This is a genomic window from Geobacillus sp. CAMR5420 (assembly GCF_000691465.1).
In the GTDB taxonomy this organism is placed as follows: domain Bacteria; phylum Bacillota; class Bacilli; order Bacillales; family Anoxybacillaceae; genus Geobacillus; species Geobacillus thermoleovorans.
Genome location: NZ_JHUS01000072.1, coordinates 15297 through 32984, shown reverse-complemented (window position 1 = coordinate 32984; position 17688 = coordinate 15297). Strand labels below are relative to the sequence as shown.

Annotated in this window: 19 protein-coding genes and 3 pseudogenes; 16 read left to right on the top strand and 6 right to left on the bottom strand. The window is 50.4% G+C overall.

Annotated elements, in window-relative coordinates:
* Nucleotides 1-177: 177 nt before the first annotated feature.
* Nucleotides 178-630, bottom strand: a complete 453-nt coding sequence (locus tag DI44_RS00670; RefSeq protein ID WP_023634264.1) for an N-acetyltransferase — start codon at nt 628-630, stop codon at nt 178-180.
* A 253-nt stretch (nt 631-883) separates the two neighbouring features.
* Here DI44_RS00670 and DI44_RS00675 point away from each other — a divergent pair, with 253 nt between their 5' ends.
* Together DI44_RS00675 and DI44_RS19550 are read left to right on the top strand one after the other, a co-directional pair.
* Entirely contained in the window at nt 884-2650 is a 1767-nt protein-coding gene (locus DI44_RS00675) for a DUF262 domain-containing protein (protein ID WP_023634265.1), read from the top strand.
* A gap of 292 nt (nt 2651-2942) precedes the next feature.
* Nucleotides 2943-3323, top strand: coding sequence for a hypothetical protein (locus tag DI44_RS19550; RefSeq protein ID WP_225995682.1), 381 nt, complete (start codon nt 2943-2945; stop codon nt 3321-3323).
* Between the two features lie 143 nt (nt 3324-3466).
* Here DI44_RS19550 and DI44_RS00685 read toward each other — a convergent pair whose 3' ends face one another.
* Together DI44_RS00685 and DI44_RS00690 are read right to left on the bottom strand one after the other, a co-directional pair.
* Entirely contained in the window at nt 3467-4438 is a 972-nt protein-coding gene (locus DI44_RS00685) for a hypothetical protein (RefSeq protein WP_033026536.1), read from the bottom strand.
* A gap of 170 nt (nt 4439-4608) precedes the next feature.
* Nucleotides 4609-5106, bottom strand: coding sequence for a L,D-transpeptidase family protein (locus tag DI44_RS00690; protein ID WP_011232750.1), 498 nt, complete (start codon nt 5104-5106; stop codon nt 4609-4611).
* 233 nt (nt 5107-5339) lie between these two features.
* Between DI44_RS00690 and DI44_RS00695 the strand changes: the two genes are divergently transcribed.
* Nucleotides 5340-5540: a hypothetical protein gene (locus DI44_RS00695; protein ID WP_011232749.1), complete on the top strand. Its 201-nt coding sequence runs from the start codon at nt 5340-5342 to the stop codon at nt 5538-5540.
* Between the two features lie 43 nt (nt 5541-5583).
* Here DI44_RS00695 and DI44_RS00700 read toward each other — a convergent pair whose 3' ends face one another.
* Nucleotides 5584-6057 (bottom strand): hypothetical protein, encoded by a 474-nt coding sequence (locus tag DI44_RS00700; protein WP_011232748.1) that lies wholly within the window; start codon nt 6055-6057, stop codon nt 5584-5586.
* Between the two features lie 294 nt (nt 6058-6351).
* Between DI44_RS00700 and DI44_RS00705 the strand changes: the two genes are divergently transcribed.
* Together DI44_RS00705 and DI44_RS00710 are read left to right on the top strand one after the other, a co-directional pair.
* Nucleotides 6352-7284 (top strand): DMT family transporter, encoded by a 933-nt coding sequence (locus DI44_RS00705; RefSeq protein ID WP_011232747.1) that lies wholly within the window; start codon nt 6352-6354, stop codon nt 7282-7284.
* A 201-nt stretch (nt 7285-7485) separates the two neighbouring features.
* Nucleotides 7486-8379 (top strand): Rpn family recombination-promoting nuclease/putative transposase, encoded by an 894-nt coding sequence (locus DI44_RS00710; protein ID WP_033026534.1) that lies wholly within the window; start codon nt 7486-7488, stop codon nt 8377-8379.
* A gap of 39 nt (nt 8380-8418) precedes the next feature.
* Here DI44_RS00710 and DI44_RS00715 read toward each other — a convergent pair.
* Nucleotides 8419-8835: pseudogene (locus DI44_RS00715) on the bottom strand (substrate-binding domain-containing protein); the annotation flags it as partial.
* 153 nt (nt 8836-8988) lie between these two features.
* On the opposite strand from DI44_RS00715, the gene DI44_RS00720 reads away from it, so the two are divergent.
* A complete protein-coding gene (locus DI44_RS00720) occupies nt 8989-10107 on the top strand; it encodes an RNA-guided endonuclease TnpB family protein (RefSeq protein WP_033026532.1) in 1119 nt (372 codons plus the stop codon).
* Nucleotides 10108-10235: 128 nt separating this feature from the next.
* Here DI44_RS00720 and DI44_RS19545 read toward each other — a convergent pair.
* Nucleotides 10236-10364: pseudogene (locus tag DI44_RS19545) on the bottom strand (LacI family transcriptional regulator); the annotation flags it as partial.
* Between the two features lie 3 nt (nt 10365-10367).
* Here DI44_RS19545 and DI44_RS00725 point away from each other — a divergent pair.
* The 10 genes and pseudogenes from DI44_RS00725 to DI44_RS00760 all read left to right on the top strand — a co-directional run.
* Nucleotides 10368-10820 (top strand): annotated as a pseudogene (locus tag DI44_RS00725) (sugar ABC transporter permease); the annotation flags it as partial.
* On the top strand, nt 10807-11637 hold the full coding sequence (locus DI44_RS00730) for a carbohydrate ABC transporter permease (RefSeq protein ID WP_011232742.1): 831 nt from the start codon (nt 10807-10809) through the stop codon (nt 11635-11637). The pseudogene DI44_RS00725 and the gene DI44_RS00730, both read left to right, overlap by 14 nt.
* A gap of 41 nt (nt 11638-11678) precedes the next feature.
* Complete coding sequence (locus DI44_RS00735) at nt 11679-12626, top strand: DUF1861 family protein (protein ID WP_013146551.1); 948 nt, start codon at nt 11679-11681, stop codon at nt 12624-12626.
* A 2-nt stretch (nt 12627-12628) separates the two neighbouring features.
* On the top strand, nt 12629-13687 hold the full coding sequence (locus tag DI44_RS00740) for a glycoside hydrolase family 130 protein (RefSeq protein WP_011232740.1): 1059 nt from the start codon (nt 12629-12631) through the stop codon (nt 13685-13687).
* A gap of 281 nt (nt 13688-13968) precedes the next feature.
* Nucleotides 13969-14856 carry a UTP--glucose-1-phosphate uridylyltransferase GalU gene (galU, locus tag DI44_RS00745; RefSeq protein WP_011232739.1) on the top strand — a complete coding sequence of 296 codons (888 nt, stop codon included), beginning with the start codon at nt 13969-13971 and terminating at the stop codon, nt 14854-14856.
* A gap of 42 nt (nt 14857-14898) precedes the next feature.
* Nucleotides 14899-16212 (top strand): AAA family ATPase, encoded by a 1314-nt coding sequence (locus DI44_RS00750; protein WP_011232738.1) that lies wholly within the window; start codon nt 14899-14901, stop codon nt 16210-16212.
* Between the two features lie 2 nt (nt 16213-16214).
* The gene (locus DI44_RS00755) at nt 16215-16646 is read left to right on the top strand and encodes a hypothetical protein (protein ID WP_033026530.1); all 432 of its coding nucleotides are present in this window, start codon (nt 16215-16217) and stop codon (nt 16644-16646) included.
* 22 nt (nt 16647-16668) lie between these two features.
* Nucleotides 16669-16854: a DUF488 family protein gene (locus DI44_RS19765; RefSeq protein ID WP_347229981.1), complete on the top strand. Its 186-nt coding sequence runs from the start codon at nt 16669-16671 to the stop codon at nt 16852-16854.
* Nucleotides 16851-17012 (top strand): DUF488 family protein, encoded by a 162-nt coding sequence (locus tag DI44_RS19540; protein ID WP_122983788.1) that lies wholly within the window; start codon nt 16851-16853, stop codon nt 17010-17012. Before DI44_RS19765 ends, DI44_RS19540 begins: the two co-directional genes overlap by 4 nt.
* Complete coding sequence (locus DI44_RS00760; protein ID WP_033026527.1) at nt 17009-17494, top strand: macro domain-containing protein; 486 nt, start codon at nt 17009-17011, stop codon at nt 17492-17494. Before DI44_RS19540 ends, DI44_RS00760 begins: the two co-directional genes overlap by 4 nt.
* Nucleotides 17495-17688: the final 194 nt, after the last annotated feature.

Sequence of the window (17688 nt, the reverse complement as noted above, 5' to 3'; positions counted from 1 at the left end):
ACAGGACTTCTCAATTTGAGAAGAGATTCCGTTTTCCGCGATTTTTCACGAAATCACCAGCCTTCCAGTTTCGAACATACTCGTTTTTAGTTAAGGGTATAGAGAGCGAAACAGCGGAGGAAAAAAGGTTTTTCCAAGGGCTCTCCCTCCTTTCCCGCCATGCGGGTGGGAGGAGGGTCAAATGTATTTGATCATGGCTGTTTCATCGCAACAGTCGAGTTTCGGGCAATTGACACAGTCAATCCACACTTTTTCCGGCAGTGTTGATTTATCTACGATCTCAAACCCGCATTTTCGAAAAAACTCCACTTGGTACGTGAAGGAGATTAACCGCTTCACCCCGAGTCTGGCCGCTTCGTTCGCAATATGTTCAACGAGCAGGCGGCCGATTCCTTTCCCCATATGCTCAGGAGATACGACGAGCGAACGCACTTCCCCGAGATCGTGCCCTAGGATATGCAGCCCAGCGGTGCCGACGATTTGACCGTTTTCCCTGGCGACATACATGCATTGCAAGTGCTGGTAGATGGACAGCAGCGAGCGGGGCAACACCAATCCTTTTTCCGCATAGTGTTGGATGAGCGCGTGCATGTCTTTGACATCGCTCGTGACGGCATGGTCGATTTGCATTTGGATCCCTCGCGATCAATCGTCATTGTATATTTATAAATATACAATATTTTGTTTTTATATTCAACCACAGATTTTCGTTGGCTGGGGGATGTTTCTGTCAAACGCTGCGCGGCAGGAGGAAAAAGAATGCCATTGTCGAAAGAATAAAGTGTTTTTTGGAAAGCAACAGGAATATGCATTGGATGATGGCATATTGGTCGATTGAATCGTATGGAAGTGTAGGGTTTTTCATGAAACGAGGGGGAAGGATATGAGCACGATTACCACGTTTGACAGTACGGTCGAAAGTTTGCTTGATTTGCTTGAAAGCATTCAGGAATGTCGAACACAGCTTCCTGATTTTCAGAGAGGCTGGGTTTGGGATGACGAGCGGATTCGGAATTTGTTGATCAGTGTTTCTCTCTCTTATCCGATCGGTGCGGTGATGATGCTCCAGACGGGAAATCCGAATGTCCGTTTTGCCTCAAGGCCGATCGAAGGGGTCGATAACGTGAACCAAGTGGAACCGGAACGGCTGATTCTTGACGGTCAACAGCGGCTGACGGCGTTGTTTCAATCATTGAAATTGAAAGCGCCTGTAGCGACAAGAGACAAGAGAGACAAGGCAATCAAACGGTTCTACTATATTGACATTGACAAAATGTTAGATCCGAACGTCGACCGAGAAGAGACGATCGTCAGTGTTCCGGAAGACCGGATCATTCGCGGACCGGGAGGGAGGGTTGTTCTTGATTGTTCTGACTTGGAGAAAGAATGCGAAGCGGGAATGCTTCCGGTGAATTTGCTTTTCGATCCTGCGGGGTTGTTGGCGTGGCAGACGCGCTATTTTTCGGATTCAACGAAAATTGCGGAACGGTCATTGAAGTGGCAAAAGTTGATGACGGACGTATTTCCCCGTTTTCAGCAATATCAAGTGCCTGTTATTATGCTTCGGAAGCCGACTCCGAAAGAGGCGGTTTGCCAAGTTTTTGAGAATGTAAACACGGGGGGCGTCTCTCTGACCGTCTTCGAGCTTCTTACCGCCACATTTGCGGCGGAAGATTTCAAGCTGAGGGATGATTGGGAAGAGAAGGAAGCAAAATTAAAGAGATCTGGAGAAATTTACAACAAAGTGTTGGCCGATATCAGCAGCACCGACTTCCTGCAGGCAGTTGCGTTGTTGGCCACGTACAATCGACGAAAAGCGGGGGACGGCGTGGCGGTCAGCTGCAAGCGGCGCGACATCTTGCAGTTGACGTTGGCGGATTACCAAAGATGGGCGGATCGGGTGACGGAAGGGTTTATTCAGGCGGCTCAATTTTTGCATGAGCAACATGTGTTTTCCGCGCGCGACTTGCCGTACGGCACCCAGTTGATCCCGCTGGCGGCCATTTTTGTCGAGCTGGGAAAAGAGGCGCACAATGTTTGTGTCCGTGACCGAATCGCCCGTTGGTATTGGTGCGGTGTATTGGGTGAATTGTATGGAGGAGCGACGGAGACGCGGATTGCCCGTGACGTGGTGGAAGTCGTCGAATGGATTCGCGGCGGTGCGGAGCCGACGACGGTGCGGGATGCCCATTTCGCCGCTGATCGCCTCTTCACGCTGCGCACGCGAAACAGCGCCGCTTATAAAGGGTTGCACGCATTGCTCATGAGGGAAGGGGCGCGGGATTTCTTATCTGGGGTGCCGATCGATATTCAGACGTATTACGGCGAATCGATTGATATTCACCATATTTTCCCTCGTGACTATTGCGAAAAACGGGGGATTGAGAAAGCGAAGTACGATTGCATTATGAATAAAACCCCATTGTCCTATAAAACGAATCGGATGATTGGCCGTGATGCTCCAAGTGTATATTTGAAGAAACTAGAGGAGAGGAAAGGCGTTTCGGCAGCGGTGTTGGATGACATCCTGCAAACGCATGTCATTGATGTGGCATCGATAAGAGCGGATGATTTTGACCAGTTTTTTGAAAAAAGAAGGCTGGCTCTGCTTGCGATGATCGAGCGGGTGATGGGTAAGAAAGTGGAGTGAGCGGGACGGGAGGATGTTGTAGGGGAGAGGTTTTGGTTTATATTTCAAGTTTCAAGGAAAAGGAACAAATGCCTTGGAACGACGTATTCGCAGGGAGATCAAAGGGGGAAAACTTGGTGGAAAAACAGGAACAGATACATTGGCTGCTGGACAGCAGACAAATGGAAATAGAATATTTATGAATTGGAAAAACTGGCGGTGCAACTGGCCGATATGCGAAGTTCGTTTGGATCGGAAGCTGTGCAGGGGTAGGGGGACGGAAAAAGGCACTTGTTATCGTTGGGGAGAGGGCATGAACCAACGGCTGTTTGCGGAGGAAATGTGGAAGTCGTTGCTGGATAAGCTGTACGAAGGAAAAATGGTATCGACGTTCAAAGGGAAGGAAGCGTTTCGCGTTGTTTCGTTTTCCGATGAGGGGGTTATTGTGCGATTGAGTTCGAAGGAGAAGGATGTGTTTCTAAGCAAGAAGGCGATGGTCAATGTGATTGAGAAGCTCATCGCCCATGAAGATGGCGTGCGGAAAAAAATGGTGGACCCGGAATTCCGTCTAAAGTTAGGGCTGTTTTTGCTTCACCCGTGGACGGAGAAAGTGGTGCGCCAGGAGGAGGGGAAACGCCGTCCGTATTTGTTGTTAACGGATGAAGCCCGTCAGCGATTGGCAAGCGGCGAGTAGAGGGATTGACACACTGGGAAGTGCGCTCGCTTTGGCGGCCAAAGGCCAAGGGAAAAGTCCGACTGTTGCTTGTTCCACACGCCAAGAGCCATAGGGAAAAGACCAGTGATAAGAGCCGCGCGGTTGCGGCTCTTTTGTGCTGCCTATTTGTCCATTTCCTTTGCAAGGTCGGCGACTTCGGCGACGGTCAGGCCGGTTCGTTTGGCGATCTCGTGAATGGGAAGAACATCAAGCAAATTTTTGGCGATTTCGATGGCCTTCCGTTTTTCCGTTTGCTTGATCGCCTGCTCCTTTTCTTGCATGACTCTTTGCACTGCTTGTTCTTTTTCTTGTATCGCTCTTTGCACTGCTTGTTCTTTTTCCTGCATCACTTTCTTCAACATTTCTTCTTTTTCTTGTTCAAGTTCTTCGACTAACAGGCGAAACACTTTGTTCATTTTGATCCACTCCTTTACTTTTTCGGCGTATGACCGGTCGATGAATTTGTCTGTAGCGGTCAGAACGCCAGCGATGATGTGCAGCTGTTTCGGTTCGTCGCCGATCGCTTTCGCCAGCTCGATCGTTTTTTCGATCATCGTTTGCCGGTCGAAGCGGGTGTGCATGAGCGGCACGAGGATGAGTTTCATCGTTTCTTCCGGAGTGAGCGGTTCGCCGTTGTGGACTTTTTCTTCAATGGCATGGAAAATCGCATCGCCGTTGAATTCGCCAAGCAACACCGCTTTGGATGAAAGAAACACATCGCCGGCGTCAAGCTGTTCGCGGGCGCTCGTGACATCGCTTGTGTAGATCACAACGATGCGAATCGGGCGTATTCGTTTTTCCTGTTGATAGTATGTGTGAAGGATGCGGCAGGCATAATCAAGATACTTTAAATGGTTGTCGAGAAATCGTTCATTGCTTTCGTACTCCAGAAGCAAAATGGAATCGTCTTCGAGAAGAAACACGGTGTCGGCGCGCCGTTCATCCGCCCGTACAGACGGAAATTCGTTTGGAAGCAGTGCTTTGATCCGTGGGAGTCCGTGAAGTCCGTATACATCGAGGGCTTGGTTTTGGTACAATGCGCTCAGCGACTTGAACAAAATGTCTTTGGCGTGATGCGAGATCCCGCCTGGCATCGTCTTCACTCCATTCGCTTTTGACCTAATTATACTACTTGCCCGATCGATTGTCAGCTGCCATCGTGAGCGGAAACACGGTGTTCGTTCGGTGGGAGTGAATGACATCTTCTTGAAAAATAAAACGGGTTGTGACTCAGAACAGACGGATGAATGACGCTGTTTTGCCCTCACGGCCGGATAAACACTTCCGTTCCGTTCGGAACGATGGAGGCGAGTTCGAGCACGTCTTTGTTGTGCATGCGGATGCAGCCTTTGGATACGTATTTGCCGATCGAGGACGGGTCGTTCGTGCCGTGGATGCCGTAATGGACTTTGGATAAGCTGAGCCACATGGCGCCGAACGGACCGCCCGGGTTCGGCTGGCGGTTGACGATGACAAAATCGCCGACAGGCGTGGCGGTGACCATTTTGCCGACGCCGATCGGATACGTGCGGATCGTTCGTCCCCGGTGTTTTAACGTCAGCTGGCGGCGGCTGATCGAGATGTGGATCGTGTAGGGAATCGATCCTTTCGGCGGAAGGTGGGGGATGACGATCTCCTGCCCGGGAAAGATGACGGACGCGGCGGTCAACCCATTGGCGCGAAGGAGCGCCTCAACAGATGTGCGGTAGTCGCGGGCGATGGAGGCGATCGTTTCCCCGTGTTTGACGATATGTTTGTACATGGCATTTCGCTCCTTTTTTTCGCTGGATGGAGAAAATAGCTCCGATTGATGATACATTAGTGTATGAGAAGATTCGAATAAGGTTGCTCAAATGGGAAGAGAGTCTCATGCGCATGGCATGCGGCCGCCAATGCCGTATGAACGCGCTGTGCGTTAGTCTATACTTGATAGGGAGCGTTGCCTAACGGGTGTTTCTTGTCAAAACGTGTAGGTGAAAAAGGAGGATGGCGCGAATGAGAACGTTTGTCCTAAAACCGGAAGGACAGAAGGTTGATTACGAGCTGTATGCCGAGCTCTCCCCTGTCCCGCTTGAGATCATTGACGGCGATCTCTTTTTTACGAAAGAGGAGCGGGAAAACTTGCTTAAGCTGTTGATATACAATGTCGGCATTAATCGGACGCTTGAGATCATCGAGGAATGGAAGGAGCGGTGAAAGCGGCGCCCGGTCGATATCGGGGCCGCATCGATGTTGGGGGTTACGGGCGGTAAGGGAACAAAATGTTCTTTTCCCCTTTTTCTTTGGCGACGAAGACGTCTTGATGGATTTCGAACACGCCAAAAGCGCTATGGAACGTCTGAATGACGCGGACGCGATACACGTCGTGAAGCGGTTTGTTCTCATCAGACATCGACCATGACGACAGTTTTTCCACCTCATCGATGCGGTAGTCGAACGTCTCGACGCCGAAGTCTTGCATAAAGACGTGGGCGCGGCGCTGGATGTAGACGTCTTTTGGGAATTTCTTTTTCATAAGCGGGTGAAACAGCTCCCAAGAGCTGCCAAAATCCCCTGCCTGCTCGTAGCGGTAAAACGTGTCAACGATTTCCTTTGCCTCGTTCCGTTCGTTCGAAAGAAACAGAGACAAGATCGCCACCAACACGGCGACGGCAGTGAGAACCGCCACCCCAGTCCTGGCTCGGATCGTCTTTTGGCGGTAGCGTGGGAACATGGGGTCTCCTCTCCTCTCTGTTATACCATATGCACGATGGGCGGCGGATATGGGCAGGGAAAGGGCGGAAGCGCCGTGGCATGTGTCACAGGATAGACATACGGCCGCATTTTTTAGTCAAAAAATTCATCAGAGTGTAGTAAAATGGATGGCAGAAGTTGTTGGAAATGATGCACTAGCGTGAGAAACGGTGGTTTGTCCTATTTGGAGGCGGGTGAAAAGGCGGAGCGTTTAGGGCTCCGTTTTTCCTTTGCCGTTCCGCTGAAAACAGAGATGCAGGAGAGGTAGAGAGCGATGCGGAAATCATTTATTTATGCGCTGTTGGTCGCCATTATGGTTGCTTGGGGCTTGAACGTGACGGCGTTGAAAATTCTTGTGGAGCATTTTTCGCCCGTCGCGTTGACGGCGCTGCGCATTCTAACGGCCGGGTTGGTCGTGCTTTTGTTTTTATGGGGGATCGGCAAGCTTCAAAAAGTCAGTTGGAATGAGGCGAAACAGATTGGTTTGGCCGCATTGTTCAGCGTGGTGGCCCATCACTTCTTTTTAGCTTTGGGGCTCGCGAGGACGACGGCGGTGAACGCGGGCCTTGTTTTAGGGATGGTGCCGCTTGTGACGGCGCTGTTGGCGATCGTGTTTTTGGGACAGCGGCCGACGTTGTTTCGTTTGCTTGGCATCGCGCTCGGGTTTTTTGGCGTCGTGTTTGTCGTCGCGAACGGCGATGGCGGCCTCGGCCATTTGTCAATCGGGGATGTGTACATCTTTTTGGCCGTCTTGGCGCAAGGGATCAGCTTCATTATGATCAAAAAGGCGACGGTCGAGGCGCGGGTGATGACAGGGTGGATGCTCGTCTTCGGGTCGCTTTGGCTGTTTGTCTTAAGCCTCGTGCTCGAGCCGAGCGGCCTATCGAGTTTGAAAGAGGGTACGTTGCCGCTTTGGCTCATTTTCCTTGCTTCGGCTGTCGTGGCGACGGCGCTTGGCCATATGTTTTATAACCAGGCTGTTCAACATCTTGGCCCCGCTGAGTCGGCGGTGTTCATCAACCTCAATCCGCTCTTTTCGTTGCTTGGGGCGCACTGGTTGCTTGGTGAGCCGATTTCATGGATGCAGTTGGCTGGTTTTCTCTTCATCGTCGCGGGCGTGATGTTCGGCAGCGGGGGGATGGATGACGTGATCGCCCGTTTCCGCCGGGCGAAGGCGGTGGAGGGCGGAAGGAAGGCGGGGATGTAGCCGCCTTGGAATCCCCTGCTTTTCGGCCTTGCGTGCAAGTGGCGAAACATTCATATCCAGGAATGGAGGGGGCTTCACATTGCGGTCGGCGTCTTGGCTGTCTCTTCTCGAAAAGGGACAGCCATTTTTGTGCCATCGGCAGGATTTTGCTTGATGATGTCGAAAAAGAGAATACGAAACGTATTCGTGTGAGGTGAATGTATGGCGATCGATCACGACCGGTTGTTCAAGGAGTTGTTGCAGACGTTTTTTGAGGAATTTGTGCTTCTCTTCTTTCCGGATATGCACGAGCATATTGATTTCAACCATTTGTCGTTTTTGTCCGAAGAGCTGTTTACGGACGTAACGGCTGGGGAGAAGTACCACGTTGACCTGCTCGTCGAGACGAAGTTCAAAGGAAAAGACGGATTGATCATTGTTCACGTAGAAAACCAAGCGTACATCCAATCGTCATTTCCAGAAAGAATGTTTCTTTACTTCAGCCGCTTGTTTGAAAAATACCGCACTCCGATCATTCCGATTGCTGTATTCAGCTATGATGCCATCCGAGACGAACCCTCCTCGTTTACGCTTTCCTTTCCGTTCGGTGATGTGCTTGACTTTCACTTTTTCCCTGTCGAGTTGCGTAAGCAAAACTGGCGCCAATTCATCCGCACCGACAACCCGGTGGCGGCTGCGCTGCTTAGCAAAATGGGTTATACTGAAAGTGAACGAGTGGAACTGAAAAAGCAATTTTTGCGCATGTTGGTGCGTCTTGAGCTAGACGAGGCAAGACAGCGTTTGTTGATGGGCTTTTTTGAAACGTATGTGAAGCTGTCCGATGAAGAAGAACAACAGCTTCGAAGCGAGGTGGAACAAATGGAGACGAAAGAAAAAGAACGCGTGCTGGAATTGATCATTTCGTACGAGCAAAAGGGAAAAATTCAAGGCCGAAAGGAAGGACGGGAGGAAGGGCGCAAAGAGGGAGCGGAACAAGAAAAACGGCACATTGCGAAACGGATGTTGATGAAAGGGTTTGATGCGCAGACGATTCACGAACTGACCGGATTGCCTGTGACGGAGATTGAGGAAATGAAACAAAGCGGCTTCAAGTGAATGGAAATCAAACAGGCGGGGCAAAAGGCCAGCCCCGCCCTAGCGCGTTGGTTTTGCTGCTGTGGATTCCCGTTTGATCAGTTTCGTAGACAATAGCACTTCCTGAAAAGGTTCGTTCGGGTTGTCCCACCGCCATCGCAACAATTCCACCGCTCGTTTGCCGTAGCGCTTCAGGTCGATGTCGACGGTCGTGATTTTCGGCGTCGCGATTTGCGACAGCTGCCCGTTGTCAAAGCTGCAGACGGAAACGTCATCGGGCACTTTTAGCCCGTACTGCTGCAGGCCGGTGCTGACGAAAAAGCCAAGCCCGTCATTGACGCAAAACCAGGCGGTCGGCTGCCGCTTCAGCTCGCGGATGTAGCCTGCGATGACCGTTTCGTCCTCTTGCGCCTGGCAGAACATCCACTCCTCGTTCGGTTTCACTCCATAGTCTTTCAGCGCCAATAAGTACCCTTCATCGTCTTTGGCGAGGAGACCCCCACTTCAACGACCAAAGGGAGTAAGTGGGGGAGGAATCGCTTTTTTTGTTTTTGTATCACTAAAAAAATATGATATAATATATGATATAATATATTATATAATATATTTAGTGAAAGAGAGGTGAGACAAATGGACATGACGTTAACAGCCAAAATCAAAATTTACCCAACAGCGGAACAAGCAGAAGTATTGAAAGCCACCCTTTCCGCTTATCGACAAGCGTGCAACGCTGTATCTGTTGTGATTTTCGACACAAAAGTGCTTGCACAAGCCAAGTTACACGACATGACCTATCGTCTACTTCGATCAAACTACGCTTTGCGTTCACAAATGGCGCAATCTGTGATTAAAACGGTTATCGCTAGATACCGTTCCCTAAAAAGCAATGGTCATGAATGGACATTGGTTCGCTTTAAAAAGCCTGAATATGATCTCGTTTGGAATCGAGATTACTCCATTGTTCAAGGGTTATTTTCTGTCAATACACTAGAAGGACGAATCAAAGTACCGTTCGAACCAAAAGGCATGGAACAATATTTTGATGGCTCATGGACGTTTGGCACAGCCAAACTCGTCTACAAGCATAACAAATTCTTTTTGCACATTCCCATGACCAAAACGATTCCAACCGTGGATGAACACAACATTCGCCAAGTGGTCGGTGTCGATGTAGGGGTTAACTTTCTTGCAGTAGCTTATGATTCGCAAGGGAAAACTATCTTTTTTAACGGACGAAAAATCAAGCATATGCGTGCCAAGTACAAACGAATGCGAAAAACCCTCCAGCAAAAAGGGACGGCTTCTGCGCGTCGGAAGTTGAAAACAATCGGACAACGAGAAAACCGTTGGATGACGGATGTGAACCATGCTGTCACGAAGGCACTCGTTCGTCAATATGGAGAACGTACCCTTTTTGTATTAGAAGATTTAACAGGCATTCGTGAAAAAACAGAACGTGTACGTATCCATGACCGATATGAAACCGTATCGTGGGCTTTCTATCAGTTCCGTCAACTGTTAGAGTATAAGGCACGTTTGCATGGGTCAAAAGTGATTGTGGTTGCTCCGCATTACACCTCTTTGACATGTCCAAAGTGTGGTCATACGGAAAAAGCCAATCGAAAGAAGCGTACACACACCTTTTGTTGCCGAACATGCGGATACACCTCAAACGATGACCGCATTGGTGCTATGAACCTTCAACGAAAAGGAATAGAGTACATCGTTGAAGGAACGACACAGGCATGACCTGCGTCGTTGGGCAGTTGTCAACCTGCCCCCTGATGCAACCCCAAGTCAAGGAAGGAGGACGAAGGCCGTTTGAACTTCTGGGGAGTTGCAAGCCCCCACTTCACGCGTTAGCGAAGTGGGGGTAGTTGACACCGCTCTTGATAGCTCGGCGAATAGTGGACGTCGCCGACAAACGCGATGTCGGTATGGTGGAGCTCCAACAAATGTTGGACGGCCACATACGCCCCGAACCGATTGTTGGTCAGCACCGCATCGGTATTGACTGGCTCGGCTCGCCCATCTTAGCCCCGCTCGTCATTGCGCTCATGATGGCGTGGAAGTTTGTCGGCTATTATGCGCTGCTGTTTTTGTCCGGCTTGGAAAGCATCCCGAAAGAAGTGTATGAAGCGGCGGAAATTGACGGAGCGATTGGCTGGAAGCGGGTTTGGCACGTGACGATTCCAATGCTGTACCCTTCGTTTTATACGGTGACGATTTTGGCGGTCGGTTTGATGTTTGGCATTTTCACGGAGCCATATGTGTTGACGGGCGGCGGGCCGGAGTATGCGACCCATACGTGGCAGCTAGAGATTTACAACCAGGCGTTTGAAAAATTAAATGCGGGGTATGGAACCGCGGTCGCGATTATCAATTCGATCGTCACCTTTGCGTCGATTTTCGTCTTTCGCAAGGTGTTGGAAAAATGGGGTGGCAAACATGGCTGGGAGTAAAACATGGAAGGTCGGACTGCTTTATGTTTTGGCGTTTGCCGTTTTGTTCGTCATGGTGTTTCCGTATTGGTATATGGTGTTAGGCTCTCTTGCCCCATGGAATGAGGTCGACCGAAAGCTCATTCCGTCGTCATTGACGCTTCGCTCGTATGAATGGCTGTTTCAAGGCGGCGAAGATGTCGTGCCGCGTCCGTGGCTTCGGGCATTTTTCAACAGTTTGCTCGTCACGTCGGCGTCAACGCTGCTCATGCTTGTGACGGCCGTGATGGTTGGATATGCGTTGTCGAAAGTGAAATTTAAAGGGAGACAATGGGTCAACAACGCGATTTTGTTTCAAATGTTTTATCCGTCGATCATTTTGCTTATTCCACTGTTTCTGATCGTCCGGTATTTCGGCTGGTACAACACGTATTGGGCGATGATCTTGCCGAAGGCCGTCAACTTGTGGGCCATCTTTATGTACACGAACTTTTTCCGCAGCATTCCCGATGAATTGATCGAAGCGGCAAAGATGGATGGAGCGGGCCATTTCACCATCATTCGCCGCATTGTCTGGCCGATGTCGCGCTCGATTACGACGATCATTTTCTTGTTCCTTTTTATGGAACGATGGGTGGAACTGCTTTGGGATATGCTTGTTGTGAATAACGAAAAGATGTTGACGTTAAACGTGTTGTTGGCGCAAATGTTTGGACCATACGGCGGATATCCGGGGCCGATGTACGCCGCCTCAGTGCTTCTCACGCTGCCGATTTTGATTTTGTTCCTTTTGTTTAGCAAGAATTTTAAAGAAGGCATGCAGTTCATATTAAAATAATAAAAACATCATGATAGGAAGAGGGAGCAGGGAGAGACGTTATGCAGACAAGGACGCCGACGATGAAAACATGCCAGACACTGCTTGAGGAATTTCAGCGTGCTCCTCAGCCGCTTCGGGTGGAGAAGCTCGTGTTTGCCGGCGTTGGGGGGCGGGATGTGTACAACATTTCCGCGCCGTTTGAAGACGATGGCGAGTGGGTCATTGCCGGACGGGTGGAGGCAAGAGACAGCGAGCAATCAGAAGTATACTTTTTCGTCGAGCGTGAAGGGACATGGGTGCCGCGGGAAGGGGCGCCGGTGTTTGCCTTGCAGGATCCGTTTGTTTCGCGGGTGCACGGGCATCTCGTGTTTGGCGGCGTGGAGACGTTTCCGCATCCCGTGCTTCACGGGAAGCTGTATTGGCGGACGGTGTTTTACCGCGGAAAAACGATCAATGAATTGGCGCATTTTTTCACCGGTCCCGACGGGATGAAAGACATTCGTCTTGTCGAGCTGCGGGATGGGTCGGTTGGGGTCTTCACCCGTCCGCAAGGGGAAAAAGGCGGACGCGGAAAAATCGGCTTCACCCGCATCGGTGCGCTCGATGAGTTGACGGTGGAGGCGATTGAGAATGCCCCATTGATTGACGGCCAATTTGCCGATGAAGAATGGGGAGGCGCCAACGAAGTGCATTTGCTTGGCAATGGGCTCGTCGGCGTCTTGGGCCATATCGCTTGTTTCGATCAGGAGCGGAACCGTCATTATTATCCGATGGTGTTTGCGTTCAATCCAGATACGGGGGAAGCGTCGGACATGGAGTTGATCGCCACAAGAGCCCATTTCCTCGATGGCCCGGCGAAGCGTCCGGATTTGGCGGATGTCGTGTTTAGCGGCGGACTGATTCGCAAAGGGGACGGCACGGCCGATTTTTACGCTGGAACAAGTGACGCAGAAGCGCAAAAACTAACAATCGTTGATCCATTTACGAAATACGAAAGGCAGGGGTGACGATGCACCTTTACCGCTACGAAGAAAACCCGCTGATTACACCGAACGATGTGCCGCCGCACCACGACGGGTTTGAAGTGATCGGGGCGTTTAACGCTGGGGTGGCGAAATTTCAAGGGGAAGTGTTGCTGCTTCTTCGGGTGGCGGAGCGGCCGATGTCGGATGACCCGAACATCGTGAAAGCACCGGTATGGAACCCAGAGACGGGGAAGGTCGATGTTTACGAATTTCGCAAAGACGATCCGCGCTATGATTTTTCCGATCCTCGGGTGATCAAAGAGGCGGGGGCGGAGCGGTTTTTGTATTTGACGTCGCTCTCCTATTTGCGCCTCGCCCGGAGTCAAGACGGGCGGCGGTTTACGATCGACGACCGCCCGTTCGTCTATCCATCGAATGAGCTCGAGACATTTGGTATTGAAGATCCGCGCATTACGTACATTGACGGCACGTATTACATTTATTTCAGCGCCGTCTCACCAAAAGGAGTCGGCGAGGCGATGGTGTCCACAACGGATTTCCGGACGGTGACGCACCACGGCATGATTTTCGCTCCGGAAAATAAAGATGTGCTCATTTTTCCGGAGAAGATCAACGGCAAATATTACGCTCTCCATCGCCCAGTGCCGCGAAGCAACGGCCGCCCCGAGGTGTGGATCGCGGAGTCGGAGAATCTGCTTCATTGGGGGAATCACCGCTTTTTGTTCGGTCTGCGCGAAGGAAAGTGGGACAGCGCCCGCATCGGCGGCGGGGCGGTGCCGATCAAAACGGAGCACGGCTGGCTCGAGTTGTACCATGGGGCGTCGGATGACCACCGCTATTGCATGGGGGCGGTGCTGCTCGATTTGAACGACCCGGCAAAAGTTATCGCCCGCTCGGAGCGGCCGCTTGTTGAGCCGGAAGCGGATTATGAGGTGAACGGCTTTTTCGGCCGCGTCGTGTTCTCATGCGGGGCGCTTGTTGACGGCGATGTTGTGAAAATGTATTACGGCGCCGCCGATACGTCGATGGCGTGCGTCGAGCTGAAGCTGGACGAGATTTTGGATTCGCTTGTGAAAGTATGAAAGCGAAGTTGCCCGCACGTTGCGGTGTAAGAACGGAAACGCCTGGATGGCCGGGCGTTTCTTTTTTGGTTTGCCGCGAACATACCGTGAGCGCAGGTGGGAGAGCGTTCAACGCTCATTGCGTCGTTTCGTTTCTTTTCCGTTCAACAGGATTTGGTATAATAAAAACAACGCCGATTCATCGGTCAGGTCGGCAGAGCGGTTTGCGGCTGGGCAATGAAAGACACTGGCCATGACTCGAAAGAACAGATGATCATCGGATAGAGGAGGAACCATCGGAGATGAAAAAAGTACGCAAAGCGATCATTCCGGCGGCCGGGCTTGGGACGCGGTTTCTGCCGGCGACGAAGGCAATGCCGAAGGAGATGCTTCCGATCGTTGATAAGCCGACGATTCAATATATTGTCGAAGAAGCCATCGCCTCAGGCATTGAGGACATTATTATCGTCACCGGGAAAGGGAAGCGGGCGATTGAGGATCATTTTGACTACGCGTTTGAGCTGGAACAGATGCTCAAGCAAAAAGGGAAGCTGGATCTGCTTGAGAAAGTGAAAGAGCCGTCGAAGGTGGACATCCACTACATTCGCCAAAAAGAGCCGAAAGGGCTCGGGCATGCGGTTTGGTGCGCGCGCAATTTCATTGGAGACGAGCCGTTTGCGGTGTTGTTGGGCGATGATATCGTCCAGGCGGAAAAGCCTTGTTTAAAACAGCTCATTGAGCAGTATGAACAAACGTTCAGCTCGGTGATTGGTGTCAAGCGCGTGCCGGAGGAAGAAACGCATCGCTACGGGATCATCGACCCGCTCGAGCAGCAAGGCCGGCGCTACCAAGTGCGCCGCTTCGTGGAAAAACCAGCTCCGGGCACAGCGCCGTCGAACTTGGCGATCGTCGGCCGCTACGTGTTGACGCCGGAAATTTTCTTGTTTTTAGAGAAACAGGAAGCCGGCGCAGGCGGGGAGATTCAGCTCACCGATGCGATCGGGCGGTTGAATGAAATTCAGCGCGTGTTTGCCTATGAATTTGAAGGAAAGCGGTACGATGTCGGCGAAAAGCTCGGCTTTATCGAAACGACGATTGAGTTTGCCTTGCAAAACGAGGAGCTGCGGGATGACTTGCTTTCGTTTTTGGAGCGGGTGGTGGCAGAGGCGAAGGGATCGAAGAACAACTAATCAAATTTTTCAGAAGATGAAGACAAAAAAGGAGGGTAGGATGTGGCGCGCATACGGATTGAACATTTTGGTCCTGTGAAGCTGTTTGATGAGGAGATCACGGATGTTACCGTTTTGATTGGCCCCCAAGCGAGCGGAAAAAGTACGATCAGCAAATTGATTTTTTTCTTTCAATCGATTCCTGATGAATGGGTAAACTATTTGCTTTCAGTACGTCAAACGGAAGAAAACAACCCATTTTTTGAGTTCAATAAACGTCTTCGGAGAAAATTTGTTGGGTACTTTGGCACAACCAAACATATGAAACCGTTTCATATTCGTTATGAGTATGATGTTGAAAAGTTTGTCCGTCTTGATTTAAAGGACGGTTATGTACAAATCCATTTCAGCGATCCGCTAAAACGGGAGATTCAGGAAAATTTTAAACATGTTGTGCAGATGAAAAAGGAAATGCAATATGAAGAACAACAGTTGGATGATTTTTGGAATGTCTCCTCGTGGAAAGTGCGTCAACAAAATGTGTTAGAAAAGGTCAAAGCAGCGATCACTGAGGTATTCGGCGATTCCAAAACACCCATTTTTATCCCTGCAGGGAGGAGTTTAGTTGCCACATTGTCGGATCAGCTTCAGGATATTAACCCGCAGCAACTCGATGTGTTGACAGAACAGTTTATCGAGCGAATTAATCTACTAAAGAAGATGTTTTCGCATTCGTTTGAGGAAATCATCGAAGATCGAAAAAAATTCTCGACAGAAAAAATTGACTTTGAGGCAATCCGACTGGCCATCAAGATGATCGAAGGCGTGATGAAAGGGAAATACATGTTCTCTGATTATGGGGAAAGGATTTTTTTTAATGAAAGAGAGTATACAAAACTGAAATTTTCATCTTCTGGACAACAGGAAGTCGTTTGGATTTTGCTGCTGATATTTACAATCATTCTGGAACGGCAGCGAGTGTTTATGGTGATTGAAGAACCCGAGGCACACTTATATCCGAACGCACAAAAAGAAATGGTTGCCTTATTTGCGTTGTTGCTGAATGTGACGAATAGTACGCTCGTGATTACGACTCATAGCCCGTACATTTTGTCTGCTTTTAATATTTATTTGTACGCTGCCAAAATCGGAAACAAACTGGATCAACGTGTGCATCCAATTGTGGACCGAAAGCTGCGCCTTTCTCCAGAGCGGTTAAAGGCCTACATGCTAGAGAGTGAAGGAGGGAAATTCCATTATCGAAGCATTATTGATAATGAATTACAGTTCATACAGGCCGAAGCGATCGATGAAGCATCATCTGCGATCAACCGCGTACTTGATGAACTCATGGAGGCAGAGGAAGCGGGGGAGTAAACATGGCGGTTGTAGGTTGGGAAAGTTGTTTACACTATTGCGACCGTCGAAAATTAGCGGTTGTTAAGGAAAAAGGGAGAGAGATTCGTTTTGTCAACAAAGGGGAAAAGAGGGTGGCCCTGTACCGTGTAGACGGTTGTTTGATTCAAGAGGGGGTAAAATGCGACTTTTTATTTTTGGTGATCGAAGGGGAGCAGGCATTTTTCATCGAATTAAAAGGGTCTGATCTCGTGGAAGCGGTGCGGCAAATCATGCGGACAGTTGAACAATTAGGCAAGAAGTTGTCTGGATACCGGTTTGAAGGACGAATTATCATGACGCGAGTGAGAACACCTAATGTAAAATCGACCGATAGGATCAAGCTGGAAAAAATGTTGAGGAGAACGGGCGGTTCGTTAGCGGTGAAAGTGAACTGGGACGAGGTAGAGGTGTAAAGGAAAGTAGAGAAACGGACCTGTGTTCCAAACAAAGCAAATTGATATTCCAGCGGAACGGGATGACGGCATCCGCATTCTCGTCGACCGCCTTTGGCCGCGGTGTCAAAGGTCGAAGCGTGCCGTGACCGCTGGTGAAAGAGACTGCCCTCCAGCAATGGTTTGGCCATCGGCCAGAGCGGTTTGCCGAGTTTGCGAGAACGTATGAACAGGAGGACTGATACGACGAAGCAAGCGCTCGTTACGGAGCTGCTTTCGCTTTCCGGAACGGTGATGTTGCTTTATGCCGCCAAAGACGAGCAGCATAACCATGCCGTTGTTCTTAGGGAGTTTTTGCGCAACATCGCTAAGGAGGGGTTCGGATGATTCGCGCCATGGTCGGCGATCTGACCAAAGTGGAAGGAGTCGAGTACATTTGCAATGCCGCCAACGGCATCGGACCGATGGGCGGCGGGGTGGCAGCGGCGATCTGTCGGGCAGGCGGGCGCGTGATTGAAGAGGAAGCGATCCGCGTCTGTCAAGCGCAAGATCCACAGCCGGGCGATTTGTACGTGACAGGGGCAGGCTCGTTGCCGTTTCGGGGTGTGATTCATCTTGTGACGATGAAGCAGCCGGCTGGGGCAACGTCGTATGAGATCGTCCGGTCGTGTCTTGAGCGGCTTGTCGCGCACTGTCGGGAGCACGGGATCAAGAAGGTGGCGCTGCCGGCCTTGGGAACCGGAGTCGGCCGGCTTGACAAAGCGAGAGTGGCTAGGTTATTTCGCGAGGTGCTCGCGCCGGTTGAGGATGTGGAATTTGTGGTCGTTGATATCGACGAGTCATTTATCCAAATGGTTGATTCATATTAAATAAAAATTAAGAAAAAAAGGGCCTTGACAGACGCTTGGCCCTTCTTTTTTTGGCAAAGAATAACGTGTTTCACAATCCTTCATATCATATTATAATATAACACACAAACCAGTTTCATTGACTTCCTTGCCTAGCCTAGGAGGTGGCGCAGCCATCCATGTCCGATTGATTGGACTGGCATGAAAGGAAGTTG

Coding starts and splice junctions, on each gene's coding strand:
- DI44_RS00670 (WP_023634264.1), bottom strand. CDS start 630: ATGCAAATCGACCATGCCGTCACGAGCGATGTCAAAGACATGCACGCG.
- DI44_RS00675 (WP_023634265.1), top strand. CDS start 884: ATGAGCACGATTACCACGTTTGACAGTACGGTCGAAAGTTTGCTTGAT.
- DI44_RS19550 (WP_225995682.1), top strand. CDS start 2,943: ATGAACCAACGGCTGTTTGCGGAGGAAATGTGGAAGTCGTTGCTGGAT.
- DI44_RS00685 (WP_033026536.1), bottom strand. CDS start 4,438: ATGCCAGGCGGGATCTCGCATCACGCCAAAGACATTTTGTTCAAGTCG.
- DI44_RS00690 (WP_011232750.1), bottom strand. CDS start 5,106: ATGTACAAACATATCGTCAAACACGGGGAAACGATCGCCTCCATCGCC.
- DI44_RS00695 (WP_011232749.1), top strand. CDS start 5,340: ATGAGAACGTTTGTCCTAAAACCGGAAGGACAGAAGGTTGATTACGAG.
- DI44_RS00700 (WP_011232748.1), bottom strand. CDS start 6,057: ATGTTCCCACGCTACCGCCAAAAGACGATCCGAGCCAGGACTGGGGTG.
- DI44_RS00705 (WP_011232747.1), top strand. CDS start 6,352: ATGCGGAAATCATTTATTTATGCGCTGTTGGTCGCCATTATGGTTGCT.
- DI44_RS00710 (WP_033026534.1), top strand. CDS start 7,486: ATGGCGATCGATCACGACCGGTTGTTCAAGGAGTTGTTGCAGACGTTT.
- DI44_RS00720 (WP_033026532.1), top strand. CDS start 8,989: ATGGACATGACGTTAACAGCCAAAATCAAAATTTACCCAACAGCGGAA.
- DI44_RS00730 (WP_011232742.1), top strand. CDS start 10,807: ATGGCTGGGAGTAAAACATGGAAGGTCGGACTGCTTTATGTTTTGGCG.
- DI44_RS00735 (WP_013146551.1), top strand. CDS start 11,679: ATGCAGACAAGGACGCCGACGATGAAAACATGCCAGACACTGCTTGAG.
- DI44_RS00740 (WP_011232740.1), top strand. CDS start 12,629: ATGCACCTTTACCGCTACGAAGAAAACCCGCTGATTACACCGAACGAT.
- galU (WP_011232739.1), top strand. CDS start 13,969: ATGAAAAAAGTACGCAAAGCGATCATTCCGGCGGCCGGGCTTGGGACG.
- DI44_RS00755 (WP_033026530.1), top strand. CDS start 16,215: ATGGCGGTTGTAGGTTGGGAAAGTTGTTTACACTATTGCGACCGTCGA.
- DI44_RS19540 (WP_122983788.1), top strand. CDS start 16,851: ATGAACAGGAGGACTGATACGACGAAGCAAGCGCTCGTTACGGAGCTG.
- DI44_RS00760 (WP_033026527.1), top strand. CDS start 17,009: ATGATTCGCGCCATGGTCGGCGATCTGACCAAAGTGGAAGGAGTCGAG.